The sequence below is a fragment of the Massilia sp. Leaf139 genome (assembly GCF_001424165.1).
Taxonomy (GTDB): Bacteria; Pseudomonadota; Gammaproteobacteria; order Burkholderiales; family Burkholderiaceae_D; genus Telluria.
Window position 1 is genome coordinate 40,660 of record NZ_LMOJ01000004.1, and the last position, 16,526, is coordinate 57,185.

Genomic DNA, 16,526 nt, shown 5'->3' on the forward strand with positions numbered 1-16,526 from the left:
CTATTTCTCCAGGGTGGTTTGATTTCTTGGGTCTTGCAGGTACTGCTGGTATCGCTGGCGGATTCGTTCGTTCCACCGGCCGCGCGCCGCCTCGTCCTGATCCAGCTCCCTGCGCGAGCTCACCTCGCACAGCTCCTTCACCCGGATCGCGGCGGCCTGCTCGCCGTCGACGCCGAGGAACTGCTGGAAGGCGCGCTCGCGGCAGCGCTGGACTGTCCAGAGGCATGCGCGCTGGCCGGTCATTACGCGGCCTTCGCCTGGCCGGCCGCTGCGATACGGCGGATCAGCGCGGAGCACATCGAGGGGAAGTCCGCCTCGTGGTACAGCACCGCGGCGCGGTCGCGGCCGGCGGCGGCGAAGCCCAGGGACGCCAAGAAGTCGGCGGTCAAGGCGAAGCCAAGGCGCTCGGCGATCTGGCCCAGGCGTAGGGTCGGCGCGGCGCCGGCGGCGGCCGGGCGTGCTGTAGCGATCGGCATTACCTGGGCGGCCGGCGCGGTTGGTGCGGGCTGGGCCGCTGCTGCGCGCGCCGCGGCCTCTGCGTTGGTCTGGGCCAGCGCTGCCGCCTGCTCGCGGGCGTCCTCCTCGGCCTGGCGTGCGGCTGCCTCGGCGCGCGCCCTGGCCGCTTCCTGCTGCTGGCGTGCCTGCTCGGCCTTCTCCGCCTCGATGCGCTTGTGGTTGCCGATCCGCGCGTTCACGACTAGCTGGAAGTCTTCGTCGGCCTTCTGGATGATCGACTGCAGGTCGGCGAACAGGAACTCGAAGCCGGCGGCGTGCTCGCGGTACCAGGTCAGGCGGCCGCGCACGGCCTTGGCGATCGCGTCGACGGTGATCTTCGCGTTGGCCAGCTCGGTGTCGACCGCATCCTGCAGCGTGGCCAGCGTGCGCTTGTTCTTCATGGCGCCGGCGAAGTCGCGGGACTGGAACACCAGGCGCAGCGGTGCGATCTCCTGCTCGAGCGCGGCGACGTACTCGGCGAAGACCAGCTTCACCTTGTGCAGGATCTCGGCCTTGATCTGTTCCTTCTTGGTCGTCACGGTCTTCGACAGCGTCAGGCGTTTGGCGCGCAGCTGCTCGCTGATCAGGTCGATGGTGCGCATCAGGTCGGCGATGTCGACGGTCTGCTCGAGCGCGGCCCGCTTGGCTTGCGCCAGGTCGCCTTCGGCCTTCTCGCAAAATTTCACCGTCGCTTCGGCGTCAGCGAAGTCCTGGTCGGTGACCAGGTCGGTTTTGATGCTGGCGATGAAGCGCTCCGCCTTGGCCTGGAAGGCGGGCAGGTTGCTGGTCGCCACTTCACCGCGGATCTGGATGACCAGGGCGGGCAGGGCCATGATGGCTTCGGCCTCAGGCTTCGGTGCGTATTGGCGCGGTTCGTACGCGGCCAAGTCGGACTCAAACTGGTTCCAACCTGCGATGATCTCGGCGCGTAGCGCTTCATTCGGCTCGTACCAGAAGTGGCGCTCGTCGACCAGGTTGTCGTTGTTGTCCCACTTCGTGGCGAGGAACAGACAGCGTTCGGCGCCGGACACCAGCAGCTGCTGTTCCATCTGCACCTGATAGTGGCGGCCGAGCTGGTCGGCGGACTCGCATGCGCGGATCTCGTCGTTCAGCGTCTTGTGTTCCCACGCCACATCGCCCGCCATGGTGATGCCGTCGAACGACGCCGACAGGTTGCCGAGCGAGCCGGTGACCGGATACAGATCCTCTCCGACCAGCTGCTCGGCGCGGGGCCGGGCCAGCGCCTCGAAGCGGTGGCCGTCATCGAAACGTGCCTGGGTGGCAGCGTCGACCTCCGGTGCAGCGCCGGTATGGCACGCGTGCAACAGCTCGCTGCGGCTGCGGTATGGCGAGCAGCCCATCATTGCGGGGGCGTCGCTGGCGTTGCGGTGGGTGGCCCGGTAGGCATGCCAAGCTGGCGAGCCTTGTTTGAGGTTATGGATTTGCATGGCGGCTCCTTATTCGCCTTCGTGCGACCAGCTGTCGATGGTCAGCTTCTGGTTCTCAGTCAGCACGGTGCGCGTTTCGATGAAGGCGATCAGTTCCGCCGGTGTCTTCTTCTTGTCGAGGATGGTCTTGCGCCAGGCCGCGGTGTTCTTCGTGAACTCTTCGTCGCTGCACGCAGGGAGACCGGCGCCGACGACTTCGCCCGTGGCCTGATCGACCGTGCTCTGATCGTCATCACGATCGTCCACAACGACCATGTCGCCGTCGATCGTGAACGGCTTGTTCGCATCGACCGCGGTGGCCACGTCCATGGCGCGCTGAACCTCGATCGATTTCGGCATGTACTTGAGCACCTGGAGCAGCACCACCTTGCGGGCGTACATCTCCATGTTCTGTCCGTTCTTCTCCAGGGCGTAGTGGCGCGCGCCGACCTTGTTGAACTTGTTCAGGTGCTTGATCACCTTGTCCATCGTCCAGACCTCGATGACCGGGAACTGGCTGCCGTTAACGCGGCCGATGGCATAGACGTGCGTGATGTCCCGGTAGCTGTCGCCGCCGGCGCCAGGGCGGTGCTTGACGTACGGTGCATCACCCAGCGCCCAGTCGAACTCGTCGCCGACGTAGACGGCCCCGGTCCAGACCGTGGCGCGTCCGGCGCGCGAGACCAGGTCGACCAGACCTTGCCAGCCCGGGACGAATTGCGCCTTGCCGCCGTACGGCACGAGGTAGCCCTGACCGCCGACGCCGATCTCGAGGCCCAGCTGCGACGCGACGACGACCGAGCCGAAGATGCTGTTCAGGTCACACTTCTGCAGCGCGGCGTTCTGGCTGAACGCGGTCATGGTCAGGCGCACCATGCGATCCGGGCTGATGTGCTTCGGCAGGGCGTTGGCAATTTGACCTTTATATTTGTCCAGGAATGTACTGAGGCTCTTGGCCGGGCTGGCGACTACTTGATTCATGGGTGGATCCTCTCGGGGTTAAAAGCCGTTTTTGTATGCGCGGATTGCGCGGGTGATCGCCTTGCGGCGACCGAAGCCGGAGCGGCAGGCGTGGCGGTACTGGTGGACGACGAAGCGCAGCATCACCAGCCCTCCACCGCGCGGCGGTCTTGCATCAGCCGAACCTGGTGCAGATGCATGGCGCCCTCGGCTTCGGCCAGGTCGGCACGGAGGATCTGCAGGCGGGTCAGCTCGAGCTCGGACTGCTCCAGGCGGATAGTGGTCAGCAGCAGGGCCAGCGGCTTGAGCAGCTTGCGCAGGGCGCGGCGCGGGGCGCGGATGGCGGCGGCGGTCATGGGGCCTCCACAGCGGCCAGGGCATCAGCGGCATGCTGCTTGACGAAGGCCATGGCCTGCTCTGCCGTCCAGTCGTCGCCGATGGATTGCGTCTTGATCACGCGCAGCGCCTTGACCAGCTCCTCGTGCGCGTTGCAGGCGCGGACGATGAAGGTGGCGTTGGCCGCGGCCTCTTCATCGGACGGGAAGAAGCCGCTACCGTTGTAGCCGTGAGCACCCGCGATCAAAACTCCGTGCTCAGAAATCGGACGGCAGTCGTCTTTGATATTCGTGCCGTCGGTGACGCGCCATGGCGTCGGCGTATGCTTCGTTCCCATCCTGCTCTCCTGGTTGGCGCCGGCCCGGCCGGCTTCGTTATTGGCCCCGGCCTTTCACCGGGTGGCGAGCTCTAACCGCGCTCGTCGCGGGCCTATGCGCAATCAGGCTAGCGAGTGGTGGCCGACGGGCCGCCGATACTTCAGACAGCGGTGCAGGCGCTTGGCGGCGCCGCCGGTACCACACAGAAGCAGCCTCCAGCCTTCCGATTGCTGGAGCCCCTCTTCCTGACGGGCGCCGTGCACAGCGTTCCCCGTCATTCCGTGCGCTTTCTCGGAGTCGCGCCGCTGCTTCTGTGTGGTGCCTGTCTGTTCCAGGCCGCCAGGGCATTTGAGAATCCCACTCCCTCTATTTCTTCACCCGAGATCAGGGCTATCCGCGCGTTGTGCTCCGGGGCGCGGCGCTTCGGTGGTCAGGTTCGGTGCCAGATGGCCAAGTCGATCCGCGCCTGGTCGTCGTCCTCGCGGGCGTCGGCTTCGATGCGCTGCAGCTCTTCCTCGGCGCGCTGCTCGGCCTCGACGCGGATCAGGCCGGCCAGCACCTTCGTGAACGGGTTGCCGCCGGCGGCGGTCTTGCGCAGCAGCTCGGCGCGCGCCTGGTCATCCTGGAGGTACTCGGCCAGTGCTTCGTCGATCAGCTGCATCGTCTTCGGCAGGCCGGCGGCCAGTGCCTGGGTGATAGCGTCGGCCGCTTCGTCGGTGAGCTGACCGAGGCGCTCGGCGCGCTTCTGTTCGTAGGTGATTGGGTCGTGGAGGGCCATGGTTACGCGGCCTCCGGGACGTTCGACTCAGCCATGCGGCGTACCATCAGCTCGCTGACCTGGGTGTCGGTCATGTCGGTGCAATCCGTCCAGCTCGGCGCCTTGATGGCGATCTCGCTCACGTGGAAGTGGTCGGACTTGAACCCGCAGGGGCTGACCATGAAGCGGTGCTCATGGAGCTTGAGGGATGGTGTAGGGGTGGTGCGCATCTGCTCTCCCGGTTGTAGGGCCAACTGCTTGGGCCGCTTCTCGTTTCAACTAACTACAACCACAGGTTACAGCAAGTTCAACCGTAGTGCAAATAAAAGTTGTAACTACCGGCGAAAAAAAGCCCCGGCATGCGGGGCGTCTTTGCGGCAGAAAGTTTTGATCTAGTCCGGCTGGCGCGTGTAGCGCTTGTTCGTAAGCACATCCTCGAAAACGTCGCCGCCAAGCGGATTGATGTGCCGGCCAGAGGAAGTTTGGTACTCGCGCGCGCCAGGGATCATCTTGGTTCCTGACAGAGCACGATGCGCGATCATCTTGGTGAGTTCGATGATTGTACAGGTGGAACCATCTTCGGCCACGGCGATGAAGCTATCTGTTTCTTCAAGCATGAGACTTTCTCCTTAGGTCGGCATATTGGCGTGCCGTTGCGCGTCCTTCAATCCGCAGCGAAAAAATTATCTACTTTGGCACCAAGGGAGTTGGCGGCCGCGACGAGTCGACGGGCATCCTCCAAGTCTTTCAGATGGAATATATAGTTCCCGCCACATACGCCCCACGTGGTTACCGCTAACGTCAACCTCGACTGTCGCAATGAGAAAGCTGCAAGGCGCAAGTCTGACAAAGGTATATTTACCTTCTCCGCACCGCATATCGCTTCTTTACGGACAAAGGGATTTTGAATCCATTCGCCATACCCGAGCTGTTGGAACGTCTTTACTGACTCATCACGGCTGAGTTGCGGCAGTGCGGTAATATCTTGTGTTGCACATCCAGCTAAAGCCAAAATTAAGCAGAGTGAGAGAAAGGCGCGTTTCATCGATACTCCAAATAGATAAGGCGATACGCCGTTCAGTATTAAAGTTTTCCCGCAAGAGTGCGCCCAGCCTGATAAACCACCCGGCCAACGACACTCAATTGTCCACTGCGAGTGTTCACCGGCTTAAAGTCGGAATTCACGTAGCTGAGATACCACTCTGCACCACGTTTCACCAGCTGCTGCACGCATGCCTCGCCGTTCCAATTAACTGCATACACCTCCCGGCTTCGGATCGCCGTGTCGCCGGTGTCGATCACAATCCAGTCATCTTCGAATAACATCGGCTCCATGCCTCGATCGCGGACACGAACCGCGAGCAACTGGCGCGAGTGTTGCGGCATCGCTGCCAACGCAGCGGCCGGCACCGACATGGTTCCACCTTCGGACATATCGGGCTCAGTTTCGAAGCCGGAGACGCCGGCACGCAAGCGAAGCTTTACGCGCTGCGCTGAGACTGCTGTCATACGCTCGGCCTGAATGCAGCTTTTGGAATATGCCCCAGCACCAGGTGAAGTGCCTGAATATCCGAGCAGTCGATGATGATGTTCGGATGGTCTTTGTTCACCGATTCAAAGCAGCTTTGCCCATCTCGCATCCATAGCAGTCTCTTAATCATTCTGCGGCCGTCAGCCAGCTGGACAATAACCTCGTCGCTGGGAAGCACCTCGGCGCACGGGTCGACGCCAACAAACTCACCAGGCAAATAACGCGGACTCATGCTTTCGCCGCGGACTCGCAGCGCATAAGCCTCAATACACGAGCTATACCAAAACATGTGACCTTCTGGACTCTCCAAGGGGGTGTCGTCAATATGGATGACGCCATCGGCGCCGGCCTGGACGCGGCCTGCGACCGGGATGAGGCGTGGAGTTGCCACGATCGATGGAGCTTCTTCAAGTTCCGCTGGGGCCCTGAGCGGGGAGAGCGGCTTATATGGGCCGCTGACCTCTAGGCCGAATTTCAGTTCCACTGGCGAGATGCCAAGAAATTCCGCTGCCAGCTCAAGATTCTTGCCTTTCGGCTCCGAGACCCCTGCAATCCACTTCTGCACCGCCTGCGGCGTGACGCCGACGAAACGCGCCAGTTCAGACTGGTTGCCGCCATTCTTCGCAGCTAAAAATTTCTCGATCCGGTTTGCCATAGTTTCCATCCAGTCATCTTACAAGCGCAGGTTGTAATTCGCACTGCAATTTTGAGTTGTAGAAGAGATCGCTTTACTGTAACCTGCGGTTGTAGACAACAACTTAGGCAGGATCATGGAAACCGGAATCGCAAAAGCTATTCGCCTTGCAGGCAGTCAGACCGCTCTCGGCACCATGCTGGGCCTGACCCCGCAAGCTGTCCAAAAGTGGGCATCCCAAGGATTCGCCCCTGGCGACCGATGCCGCGAGGTTGAGGCCGCGCTCGGCGGCCAGGTGACTCGCTACGAGCTGAACCCAGCTGTCTTCGGAGACCCACCTGCAGTCGAAGCCCAGCCACAGTAACAGTGCGTTAAGGAAATAGCATGCGGAGCAATCCACACAACCCAACGAAGACCCGGATCGCCATGTACCGCGAGTGCGTGGAGGAATGGCGCAAGCGCGAAGGCTGGAGCCGCGAGACCGTCTGCCAGATGATCGTCGAGGCCCACGAGAGCATTGGCGGCCCGGCCACGACCGACATCCGCTTCGAGCCGCCGACCACCGACGCGTACGAGCGCCAGAAGGTGAACGCCGAGCGGATCTTCCGCTGGCTGGACGACGTTAGCAAGGACAGGAACCTGTTGCCGGCGAACTTCGAAGCCTCGATCGAAGCTGCCTTCCCGATCGACATCTACCTGAAGTTCGAGAACATGCGCTTGGCGCGCCGCGGCGTCGAGCTGCGCCTGGTTGAGGCCGAGCCGCGGCCAGCTCTGGACGTCACCCCGCACGTACGCAGCATGGTCAAGGAAGACGCCGAGGCAATCAGCTCGCTGCTGAGCCTCGGGCCCGACTCGACCGTCGAGCAGCTGAAGGCCGCATGCCGCGAGCTGCAGGACGCTGAGGACTCGGCCGCCGGCGCCAAGCGTGACATCCAGTGCGAGATCGCGCGTCGCAGCGCCGAGCCGAAGGCGGTTGTATGACGACCACGATTGACGTCGCGCCAACGCGCCCGGTGCTGCGGTACCACGGAGGCAAGTTCCGCCTGGCGCCGTGGGTAATCAAACACTTTCCCCCTCACCGTTGCTACGTCGAACCCTTCGGCGGCGCGGCCGGCGTCCTGGTGCAGAAGGAACGCGCCTATGCCGAGGTCTATAACGACCTCGACGGCGACATCGTGAACGTCTTCCGCGTGCTGCGTGACGCTGGCCAATGCGATCGCCTGATCCAGCTGCTGCTGCTCACGCCATACGCTCGCGACGAATTCGACGCTGCGTACGAGCCGACGGACGACCCGATCGAGCGCGCGCGCCGCACACTGGTGCGCGCCGAGATGGGTTTCGGCTCCGCCGGAGCAACGAAGGGCACGACTGGGTTCCGCATCGATACCAGGCGTAAGCATGGCACCGCGCAGCAGCTATGGGCGCGCTTCCCTGAATCGCTCGCTCGAGTATGCGCGCGTCTGTCCGGCGTCATGATCGAGAACCGGCCGGCCTTGGGCATCATCGAGCAACATGACGCCGAGGACACGCTGTTCTACGTCGACCCGCCGTACGTCATGGACACCCGTAATGTCGGCGCGAAGCACGGCCGATACTACGACTACGAGATGAAGGATGCCGATCACGTCCAGCTGCTCGAAAAGCTGCTTGCCGTGAAGGGCATGGTCGTGCTAAGCGGCTACTCGAGCGCCATGTATCTCGGCGCCCTGCAGGGCTGGGCCATGGCCAGTACGGAAGCACGGATCTCGGCCGCCCGTGGCACAGCGATGCGTACCGAATGCCTGTGGCTAAATCCCGCCGCATCACGTGCGCTCGATCGCACCGGTCTATTTGCCGAGGTGATGCTGTGAACTTCTACAAGCGCCACATCGGCGACTACATCAAGAAAGCCGGCCACCTGACGCTGCTCGAGCACGGCATCTACGCGCGCCTGATGGACGTCTACTACACACGCGAGGCCGGCATCCCTGCGGACAAGGCCGCGCGTCTCATCGGCGCCAGGTCAAAGGACGAGCAGCAGGCGCTGGCCAACGTGCTCGACGAGTTCTTCACGCTGGTCGACGGCCTGTGGACGCAGAACCGCTGCGAAGAGGAAATCGAGGCAGCAAACGCACAAGCGGATGCGAACCGAACCAACGGGAAAAAGGGCGGAAGGCCGAAACGGAAGGAAACCGATCCTAAACCCACTGGAAACCCATTGGGTTTTGATCCGGTTAGCGAAAATAACCTTAGCCAGACACCAGACACCAGACTCCAGACTCCAGACCTTACACACCGCGCCTCTACTCAACCGGAGTTGGGCGCGGGGGAAGGGCAGGAACCAACCCCCGTTGGCGCCCTCAGCATCGCGATGCGCGGCTTCGGGATCATGTCGAACCCGGGAGATCCTCGCCTGATGGCCATTGCAGCGCAGGGCGTTACGCCGGAGACCGTCAAGGCCGCATGCGAGCAGGCCAAGCGCTCGAAGCCGAACGAACCTATTGGCCCGGCCTACGTGTTCGCCATCTTGGAACGCTGGGCGAAGGAGGCCTCCGACCTGAACGCCGCCGGCGCCACGCGGCCAGCAGCACCTGGCACCCCACCGGCGCCGATCCCGATCCGCAAGCCCCAGGGCATGGATCCGAAGGGAACCGACGAGAGCTACGAGGAGTACCAGGCCCGTATCGACGCCGCCGAGCTCGCCCGACGCAAAGGCAACGGCGCATGAACCGCGACCACCAGCCATGCGGCAAGTGCAACCGCTTCCCGCCAGCCGCCTCGGCGAAGGAAGAGGCGCAAGAGCGCACAGGCCACTGCAGCGGCTGGGAGAAGCCAGTGCTGTCGACCAACGTCGAACAGCCCTGCGTGCTCTTCCTCGAGCGCGGCACCTGGGCGACCAGGCAGCGCGAGAAGGCCGTAAGCCGCGACCAGTTCCCGCGCGATCGGAAAGCACCAGCACAACCAGCCCGGCCAGCCCGGGCAACCACAACGACAGGAGAAACTGCACGATGATCGCATTCACCATTCCCGGCCAGCCAGTGGCCAAAGGCCGCCCGAAGTTCGCCCGCCGCGGTGCGCACGTTGTCGCGTACACGCCGGCCAAGACGGCCAGCTACGAAAACCTGGTCAAGCTGGCCGCGACCACTGCCATGTCTGGCAAGCTGCCGAGCACGAAGCCGGTGGCCCTGTCGCTGGTGCTCAACCTGCAGGTGCCGGCCAGCTGGTCGAACAAGCGCCGCGCGGCCGCCATCGCCGGGACGATCTGCGCCACGAAGAAGCCCGACGCCGACAACGTGCTCAAGGGGATCAAGGACGGCTGCAACGGCATCGTGTGGGGCGACGATGCCCAGGTGGTGCGGATGACGATCGAGAAGCGTTATAGCGAGACGCCGAGCGCAATCGTCGAGGTGGTCGAGGTGCTGGGAGAAGCAGCATGACCGCCGTCGCCGTCTGGATCGCATGCTCACCCCTGGTCGGGGCCGTGATCGGGCGCTTCATCGGCGCCGGCATGGTCGACCGCGCGCGGAAAGGAAAACCTTGACCGATTACGAACGCCGCGACATCGGCTCGCGCCTGGAGAATTGGGCGCGAGTCTACCGGGACACCTACCGCATCGGGATCAGCGCGACGGGAGCTTTCTGCGACCAGCTGCGCCGCGAGGCACTGGGCGAAATCGGATCACCCGAGCGGAGGGCCCTCGACGACGCTGACGCCGAAGTAATCGAACTCGCGATGCGTACCCTCGAAACGAAGCACCGGATGATGATCTGGTGGTGCTACATCAAGCAGGCGCATCCGGGTGAGGTCTGCCGCAGCCTCAGCATTGCCCACCGACCCGTTACCGTTTTCACCACCGCCTTCCGGGCCGCGCAGCTCGCCGTCGAGAAAGCAGCAGAGCCGCGCAACACTTTCCATGATGCCTAATCGAAAGTTCTTGACAGCAGGAAAACTCAGCAGTAAATTCCATCCGACAATTTATTTCCATCTCTCAAGATGCGTATCCGGTTGCCTGATGGCAGCCGGAGTCACGTCTGAGGGAATCCAAGAGCCCCGCGATCAGCAATGACGCGGGGCTTTTTGCTTTCCACCACCAGGAGAAAACATGCTCGGATCAATCGGCCGCCGGATCGCCTTCGCTGCCGCAGCGGTTCTCGCCTCGTGCACTGGCATTGCGCCCGCCACAGCGGCCCAGACGAGGATCGCGCACGCGCCAGCCGAATCGGGCACCCCACGCGGGTTGTTCAACAGCTGGCCGATCAGCTCGCCAGCACGCTACGGCCGAAAGGGCGCCGGTATCTCGATGGCCCAGCAGCAGCGCGCCGCGGCGAAGAAGCGCTGCATCGCGCGCAACCGCCGGCACTACCGATAACCGAGGCCCAGCCTCTGACCAGCCGGGAACAGCAGCGGCACCACACGACGGGCATCTGGTAGTAGGTCGGCGCGAAGATCAGGCGCGACCGGTTGAACCCAGTCGCCCGCCGTGTGGTCAAGCGCTGATCGCGTGAGGCCCTCGTGGCCGCCACAAGATGTCTCCAGGGCTGTCTCAGCAGCAGCCCCTTCGCCCGGCCAAGCGCCGGGCTTTTTTATTCCTGAGGTGCGTATGAAGAAGGTTGCGATCAAGGCTTCGTCCCTGCCAACACGTTCGCCTGTCGGGCCCGGCCTGCTGCTGTGGCTGTTCCTCGAGCATATCCAGGCACCCGGTTGGGCGTACGGCGTTTTGTGGGCTGTAATCGCTCTCGCCGCAATCGCCTGGATCCACTGCTTCTGCACCACCACGGAACGCGACGTACCCGGCTTCGGCGAGAAGTAGCCATGGACTTCGACACCTGGTACCGCCACCGGATCCGCGTCGCACATGCGAAATTCATGGAGCGCACGTCGTACAGCCTACGGTGCGATTGGCCCGTATTTTCGCCCGAAGGTATTGCAGGCTTCTGCTCGCGGCCGAGCTGATGGTCTGGGGCACGAAGAGCCGACACGAGCGGGGCTACGGCACAGCGTGGGTCAAGCTGCGCACCAGAATCATGGAGCGCGACTGCGGCCTGTGCCAGGTGTGCAAGAAGGACGGGCGCGTGACCGTTGCATACGCGGTCGACCACATCGTCAGCAAGGCCAACGCCGCGCGCCTCAGGTGGACGTCGGAGCAGGTCGACCACCCGAGCAACTTGCAGGCAATCTGCCGGCCGTGCCATGACGTGAAGACCCAAGAAGAGCAGGGGAAGGCGAAGAACAAGCCCGTGCGCATCGGTATCGACGGCTTTCCGATCGAAGGGTAGGGGGTGGTCAAAAGTCCAAAGCCCCCGTTGCTAGGTACCGTCCGAGTTCCTTTTATTTCGCACGTGCAGGATAGGAAAAACGGTTTTTGAAGGAACACACATGCCAGGCCCACCGAAGAAAGCGGCGACGCTCCATGCCGTGCGGCGCCGGCACCAGCGGTCGAACTTCCGGTTCTCGACAAGGTGCCCGAGGCGCCCGACTGGCTGCCGAACGCGCACGCCGTCAAGGAATGGAACCGGCTGGCGCCGATTCTGACCGCGAACAAACTGCTGACGGAAGGCGGCCTGTCCGCGCTCGCCCACCTGTGCGCAATGCACGGGAAGATCGTCCAGCTATACGCGGCCGGCGAGGCGCCGACGGCCAGTATGGCCGGCACGCTGCAGAGCATGATCAACGACTTCGGCCTGACGCCGGTGGCCCAGGGGAAGGTAAAGCCGCATGGTGGCGAAGAAGACAAAGGGAACAAGTTCGCCAGAAACGGCAAGCGCACCGGAACAGCGTGATTACGTCCAGGTCGCCATCGATTACGCGAAGGCGGCCGTGGCCGATAAGAAGGGTAAGCGGTTCGGGCGCTGGGTGCGCCTGGCTGCGGCCCGATTCCTGAACGATCTGAAGCGCGCACGCTACGATCACGCGAAGGGAGCGTCGACAGCGACGCGAAAGAACGCACCTTTTACGTTCGACCCCTGGCACGCCTGGGATCCATGCGACTTTATCGAGAAGCTGCCGCATGTCGAGGGCGAGTGGGGTACGCCGACGGTCGTCATGCACGAGTCGCACATTTTCTTCGTGGTGAACCTGTTCGGATTCCGCAACCACGACGGCACGCGCCGCTTTACCACTGCGCTGTTTGCCGTGGCGCGGAAGAACGCGAAGTCGTTCCTGTGCTCGGCCATCCTGCTGTACTGCTTCTGCTGCGAGACCGAGAACGGCCCCCAGGTGATCAGCGCGGCGACGACCGGCTCCCAGGCTCGCATCGTGTTCAACACCGCGAAGCGCATCGTCGAGCTGGTGTCGGATCTGCGCGAAGCCTTCACTCTCGATCCGTTCGCGAACGCGATTGCGCGCTACGAGGTGGGTGGCACGTTCAAGCCGATTAACGCCAAAGCCAGCACGCAGGACGGCCTGAACCCGTCGCACTGCGGCATCGACGAGGTGCACGCCCACAAGAATCACGACCTGCTGAACGTCCTGAAGTCGGCTGCCGGAGCGCGCAAGAACCCGCTGTTCCTCTACACCACGACCGAAGGCTATACCAACCCAGGCCCGTGGGGTGAGATACGACACTTCGCCAAGCAGCTGCTGCAGGGTGTCGTCGAGGCCGACCACTTCTTGGCGGTGTATTACGCGCTGGACGATGAGGACAAGTCGGCCGGCATCGAGGCAGACGGCGACTTCGACGAAACGAAGTGGATCAAGGCGAACCCCCTGATGGAGGTAAACCCTCTCCTGATGAAGGAGATCCGGAAGGAGGCGGTCGAGGCGAAGTCGATGCCAGGCCGCCACGCTGAATTCAAGATCAAGCGGCTGAACCGGCCATCCGCCGCAGCCGGTGGCTGGGTCAACCTGGTCAAATGGAAAGCCTGCAAGGGCGCGGTCGACCTGGAATGGCTGCGGCAGTTCCCATGCTGGGGCGGTCTCGACTTGGCCAGCACGCGCGACCTAACGTCGTTCCGGCTGGTCTGGAACGTCAACGGCGTGCTGTACACGCACGGCTGGCGGTTCGTTCCGGCGGCCGCAGTCGCCGGGCGCACCGAGCGCGGCCTGGTTCCGTACCAAGCGTGGGTGCAGGGTGGGTTCCTCATCGAAGCCGGCGCCGAGGTCACCGACTACGACGCCGTGCAGTCCTGCATCCTGGCTGCGAAGGAGCGCTTCAACATCCAGATGATTGGCTTCGACTCCTGGAACGCGAAGCAGCTGGTTCAAAAGCTTCAGGCCGAAGAGGTGCCGCTGCAGGAATTCATCCAGGGCGGCAAGAGCTACCACCCTGCCATGCAGGCGTTGGAACTGGCCTACGTCGAGGGCAATCTCGCGCACGGCAGTGACCCGGTGCTGAACTGGTGCGCATCAAACCTGGTCGCGCGCACCGATCCGAACATGAATACGGCGCCTGACAAGAAGCGAGCGCCAGAAAAGATCGACGACATGGTCGCGCTCCTGATGGCGGTCGGCGTCATGCAGAGCGCAGTTGTCGAGCCGCCGAAGAAAGTTAAGAAGGGCTTCGTGACGCTCTGATAAGGAAGATATGGAACTGGAATTATTCGACGCGGTTGGCGCCACAGCCCACTGGCCGGTGACCCGCAGATTATCGCGCACTTGGGCGGCGTCTCGGCCACCAGCGGCTTCGCCGTCACGCCAGACACCGCGATGCGAGTGTCCGCAGTGTTCGCGGCCGTGCAGCTGCTAGGCGGTGCGATCGCTTCCATCCCTGTGGCGATCTTCCGAGACGATCCAGCGGGGCGTCAGAGCATCAATCCCGAATTGTGGTGGCTTCTGAACGAGCAGCCGATCGGCAACTGGACGGCGGCGGCGATGTGGGAATGGGTCATGAAGTCGATCTGCCTGCGCGGCGACGGCTTCGTCGAGATCGTGCGCCGCGGCGCCGACGTGAAGAACCTCCGGCCCCACCATCCTGACCTGGTCGCCGTACGACGCATCGACGACACGCTGATCTACACTGTGACCGACGAAACGGGCGGCGTGCGGACGCTGCACCAGGATGACATGCTGCACTTCCCGGGCTTCGGCTTTAACGGCACGCGAAGCATGTCTGTGATCGCTCATGCAGCCTTCCAGTCGATCGGCATCGCGCTGGCCACCGACGCGCTGTCGGGAAGCTTCTACGCGAATGGCGCGGCGCCGAAGCACGTCATCACCACCGACAAGGAGATGGACGAGGAGCAGGTCGAGATGCTGCGCAACGCGTACAAGACGAAGAACGCCGGCGTCGGCAATGGCGGCCTGCCCCTAGTTCTGACCGAAGGCCTAAACATTCGCGAAATGAGCATGACGGCTGGCGACGCTCAACTTCTCGAGTCTCGCAAGTTCCAGGTGATCGACATCGCCCGCGCCTTCGGCGTGCCGCCGCACATGATCGGCGCGCAAGAGACCACCAGTTCCTGGGGCACCGGCATCGAGCAGCTCTCTATCGGCTTTATCCGCTGGGCGCTGCAGCCGCACATCAACCGCATCCGGCAAGAGTTGAACCGCAAGCTGTTCCGCCGCGCCTCGCCTTTCGTCGAACACAAGATGGACGCGCTGCTTGCGGGCGATACCAAGGCGGAGGGAGAGCGCAACCGCCAGGCGATCGGCGGATCGCAGGGCCCTGGCTATATGACCATCAACGAGGTACGCGCAAGCCTCAACCTGCCGCCGATCGCTGGCGGCGATGTGCTGTACACCCCGGCGGCGCCGGCCAAACCGAAACCCGAACCGAAGGAAGACGATGAAACAGCTGGTGCAACTGATCCGCAATAACGCGCGGCGCGAGCCGGCGCGCATCGCGGCCGAGAACGAGCCCGACACGCTCTTCCTCTACGACGTCATCGACCCGTACTGGGGCATCGGTGCGAGCGACTTCAATAAAGCGCTCGCCGGCATGGCGGGCAAGAAAGTCACCCTGCGCGTGAACTGCCCCGGGGGTGACGTGTTCGACGGCCGGGCGATGGCCGCCGCGATCGCGCAGCACGGCGACGTGCACGCGGTCATCGAGGGCGTCGCGGCCAGCGCCGCCACCTTCGTCACCGCTGCGTGCGCTTCGATCACGATCGCCAAGGGCGCGCTGTACATGATCCACAACGCATGGACGATGGCCTACGGGAACAAGTCCGACTTGCGCCAGACCGCCGAGCTGCTCGAAACGATCGACGGCACGATTCTCGACGACTACGAGCGCCTCACCGGCCAGCCGCGCGAGCAGCTNCAAGTCCGACTTGCGCCAGACCGCCGAGCTGCTCGAAACGATCGACGGCACGATTCTCGACGACTACGAGCGCCTCACCGGCCAGCCGCGCGAGCAGCTTGCCGCCTGGATGGACGCGGAGACCTGGTTCAACGCCGACCAGGCTGTCGAGCACGGCTTCGCCGGATCGGTAGCCGAGGCAGCTGCGGCGAAAAACTCGTGGGATCTGTCTGCCTACAACAATGCACCGAAGCCGCCGGCGCCCGCCGCCGACGACTCGGCCTGGGAAGCGCTGCGCCAGCGGAACATGAACCGCCTGCGCATCCACGAACTCGGATAGCGCGCTCGCGCAATCCAGTCACCGCCGCCTCGAGCGGCTTTTTTTACGTCTGTCATACAAGGAAAACGGATGAAATCGATTCAAGCATTGCGCGAGCAGAAGCAGAACCTCGCCCGTGAAGCACGCAACCAGCTGGCCCAGAAGGGCGACCGCACCTGGACNAAAACGGATGAAATCGATTCAAGCATTGCGCGAGCAGAAGCAGAACCTCGCCCGTGAAGCACGCAACCAGCTGGCCCAGAAGGGCGACCGCACCTGGACCAAGGAAGACCAGGCCATCTTCGACAAACGCTCCGACGAAATCGAAGCGATCGACAACGAGATCGCGGCGGTCGAGCGCGTGATGGCGATGGAAGTCGAGAACGACCACAGCGACGTCGAGCAGTTCCGCCGCGCGCCGGAAAACAAGGCGGAGGCCAAGGGGCGCGAGATGTTCGCGAAGCTGGTGCGCTTCGGCCCGTCGGCCCTGTCGACCGAGGAACTGCAGCAAGTTCGCAACACGATGTCGACCGGTACCGGCTCGCAGGGCGGCTACACCGTCCAGACCGACGTCGCCAAGCARCTGATCGAAA

The 16,526-nt window shown here is 63.4% G+C and carries 26 protein-coding genes and 1 pseudogene; 16 read left to right on the forward strand and 11 right to left on the reverse strand.

Going from position 1 to position 16,526, the window contains the following annotated elements:
• From ASF77_RS07720 to ASF77_RS07765, 11 genes are all read right to left on the reverse strand, one after another.
• Entirely contained in the window at window positions 1-243 is a 243-nt protein-coding gene (locus ASF77_RS07720) for a hypothetical protein (RefSeq protein ID WP_056337205.1), read from the reverse strand.
• Window positions 243-1,943, reverse strand: a complete 1,701-nt coding sequence (locus tag ASF77_RS07725; protein WP_056337207.1) for a YqaJ viral recombinase family protein — start codon at window positions 1,941-1,943, stop codon at window positions 243-245. Before ASF77_RS07725 ends, ASF77_RS07720 begins: the two co-directional genes overlap by 1 nt.
• A gap of 9 nt (window positions 1,944-1,952) precedes the next feature.
• Complete coding sequence (locus tag ASF77_RS07730; RefSeq protein WP_056337209.1) at window positions 1,953-2,903, reverse strand: recombinase RecT; 951 nt, start codon at window positions 2,901-2,903, stop codon at window positions 1,953-1,955.
• A 122-nt stretch (window positions 2,904-3,025) separates the two neighbouring features.
• A complete protein-coding gene (locus ASF77_RS07735; RefSeq protein WP_056337211.1) occupies window positions 3,026-3,238 on the reverse strand; it encodes a hypothetical protein in 213 nt (70 codons plus the stop codon).
• Window positions 3,235-3,555 carry a hypothetical protein gene (locus ASF77_RS07740; protein WP_056337213.1) on the reverse strand — a complete coding sequence of 107 codons (321 nt, stop codon included), beginning with the start codon at window positions 3,553-3,555 and terminating at the stop codon, window positions 3,235-3,237. Before ASF77_RS07740 ends, ASF77_RS07735 begins: the two co-directional genes overlap by 4 nt.
• 410 nt (window positions 3,556-3,965) lie before the next feature.
• On the reverse strand, window positions 3,966-4,313 hold the full coding sequence (locus ASF77_RS07745) for a hypothetical protein (RefSeq protein WP_056337215.1): 348 nt from the start codon (window positions 4,311-4,313) through the stop codon (window positions 3,966-3,968).
• A 2-nt stretch (window positions 4,314-4,315) separates the two neighbouring features.
• Window positions 4,316-4,522, reverse strand: coding sequence for a hypothetical protein (locus ASF77_RS07750; protein WP_056337218.1), 207 nt, complete (start codon window positions 4,520-4,522; stop codon window positions 4,316-4,318).
• A 162-nt stretch (window positions 4,523-4,684) separates the two neighbouring features.
• Window positions 4,685-4,909, reverse strand: a complete 225-nt coding sequence (locus ASF77_RS07755) for a hypothetical protein (protein ID WP_056337219.1) — start codon at window positions 4,907-4,909, stop codon at window positions 4,685-4,687.
• A gap of 47 nt (window positions 4,910-4,956) precedes the next feature.
• Window positions 4,957-5,337, reverse strand: coding sequence for a hypothetical protein (locus ASF77_RS24140; protein WP_156648791.1), 381 nt, complete (start codon window positions 5,335-5,337; stop codon window positions 4,957-4,959).
• A 38-nt stretch (window positions 5,338-5,375) separates the two neighbouring features.
• Window positions 5,376-5,801, reverse strand: a complete 426-nt coding sequence (locus tag ASF77_RS07760; RefSeq protein ID WP_056337221.1) for a S24 family peptidase — start codon at window positions 5,799-5,801, stop codon at window positions 5,376-5,378.
• Window positions 5,798-6,478 (reverse strand): S24 family peptidase, encoded by a 681-nt coding sequence (locus ASF77_RS07765; protein ID WP_056337222.1) that lies wholly within the window; start codon window positions 6,476-6,478, stop codon window positions 5,798-5,800. Before ASF77_RS07765 ends, ASF77_RS07760 begins: the two co-directional genes overlap by 4 nt.
• 115 nt (window positions 6,479-6,593) lie before the next feature.
• Between ASF77_RS07765 and ASF77_RS25205 the strand changes: the two genes are divergently transcribed.
• From ASF77_RS25205 to ASF77_RS07835, 16 genes and pseudogenes are all read left to right on the forward strand, one after another.
• Entirely contained in the window at window positions 6,594-6,821 is a 228-nt protein-coding gene (locus ASF77_RS25205) for a YdaS family helix-turn-helix protein (RefSeq protein WP_082493649.1), read from the forward strand.
• 20 nt (window positions 6,822-6,841) lie between these two features.
• Window positions 6,842-7,438, forward strand: a complete 597-nt coding sequence (locus ASF77_RS07770) for a hypothetical protein (protein ID WP_156648792.1) — start codon at window positions 6,842-6,844, stop codon at window positions 7,436-7,438.
• On the forward strand, window positions 7,435-8,307 hold the full coding sequence (locus tag ASF77_RS07775) for a DNA adenine methylase (RefSeq protein ID WP_056337227.1): 873 nt from the start codon (window positions 7,435-7,437) through the stop codon (window positions 8,305-8,307). Before ASF77_RS07770 ends, ASF77_RS07775 begins: the two co-directional genes overlap by 4 nt.
• Complete coding sequence (locus ASF77_RS07780) at window positions 8,304-9,164, forward strand: YdaU family protein (RefSeq protein ID WP_056337231.1); 861 nt, start codon at window positions 8,304-8,306, stop codon at window positions 9,162-9,164. The genes ASF77_RS07775 and ASF77_RS07780 overlap by 4 nt, the downstream gene beginning before the upstream one ends.
• Window positions 9,161-9,448, forward strand: a complete 288-nt coding sequence (locus ASF77_RS24145) for a hypothetical protein (protein WP_156648793.1) — start codon at window positions 9,161-9,163, stop codon at window positions 9,446-9,448. Before ASF77_RS07780 ends, ASF77_RS24145 begins: the two co-directional genes overlap by 4 nt.
• Window positions 9,445-9,873 (forward strand): RusA family crossover junction endodeoxyribonuclease, encoded by a 429-nt coding sequence (locus tag ASF77_RS07785; RefSeq protein WP_056337232.1) that lies wholly within the window; start codon window positions 9,445-9,447, stop codon window positions 9,871-9,873. The genes ASF77_RS24145 and ASF77_RS07785 overlap by 4 nt, the downstream gene beginning before the upstream one ends.
• A 100-nt stretch (window positions 9,874-9,973) precedes the next feature.
• On the forward strand, window positions 9,974-10,360 hold the full coding sequence (locus ASF77_RS07790; protein ID WP_056337235.1) for a hypothetical protein: 387 nt from the start codon (window positions 9,974-9,976) through the stop codon (window positions 10,358-10,360).
• Between the two features lie 178 nt (window positions 10,361-10,538).
• Window positions 10,539-10,805: a hypothetical protein gene (locus tag ASF77_RS07795; protein WP_056337238.1), complete on the forward strand. Its 267-nt coding sequence runs from the start codon at window positions 10,539-10,541 to the stop codon at window positions 10,803-10,805.
• 231 nt (window positions 10,806-11,036) lie between these two features.
• Entirely contained in the window at window positions 11,037-11,246 is a 210-nt protein-coding gene (locus ASF77_RS07800; protein WP_056337241.1) for a hypothetical protein, read from the forward strand.
• A gap of 214 nt (window positions 11,247-11,460) precedes the next feature.
• Window positions 11,461-11,712, forward strand: a complete 252-nt coding sequence (locus tag ASF77_RS07805) for an HNH endonuclease (RefSeq protein ID WP_200934146.1) — start codon at window positions 11,461-11,463, stop codon at window positions 11,710-11,712.
• Window positions 11,713-11,895: 183 nt separating this feature from the next.
• Window positions 11,896-12,216: a hypothetical protein gene (locus ASF77_RS07810; RefSeq protein WP_056337247.1), complete on the forward strand. Its 321-nt coding sequence runs from the start codon at window positions 11,896-11,898 to the stop codon at window positions 12,214-12,216.
• Window positions 12,152-13,948: a terminase large subunit gene (locus tag ASF77_RS07815; protein ID WP_056337252.1), complete on the forward strand. Its 1,797-nt coding sequence runs from the start codon at window positions 12,152-12,154 to the stop codon at window positions 13,946-13,948. The genes ASF77_RS07810 and ASF77_RS07815 overlap by 65 nt, the downstream gene beginning before the upstream one ends.
• Before the next feature lie 81 nt (window positions 13,949-14,029).
• Window positions 14,030-15,190 carry a phage portal protein gene (locus tag ASF77_RS07820; RefSeq protein ID WP_056337254.1) on the forward strand — a complete coding sequence of 387 codons (1,161 nt, stop codon included), beginning with the start codon at window positions 14,030-14,032 and terminating at the stop codon, window positions 15,188-15,190.
• A partial coding sequence (locus tag ASF77_RS25210) for a head maturation protease, ClpP-related (protein ID WP_373961822.1) occupies window positions 15,159-15,634 on the forward strand: 476 nt, incomplete at its 3' end. The genes ASF77_RS07820 and ASF77_RS25210, both read left to right, overlap by 32 nt.
• A gap of 1 nt (window position 15,635) precedes the next feature.
• Window positions 15,636-15,954, forward strand: a pseudogene (locus ASF77_RS25215) (ATP-dependent Clp protease proteolytic subunit); the annotation flags it as partial.
• 169 nt (window positions 15,955-16,123) lie between these two features.
• The coding region (locus tag ASF77_RS07835; protein WP_156648795.1) for a phage major capsid protein at window positions 16,124-16,526 on the forward strand (403 nt) is incomplete at its 3' end.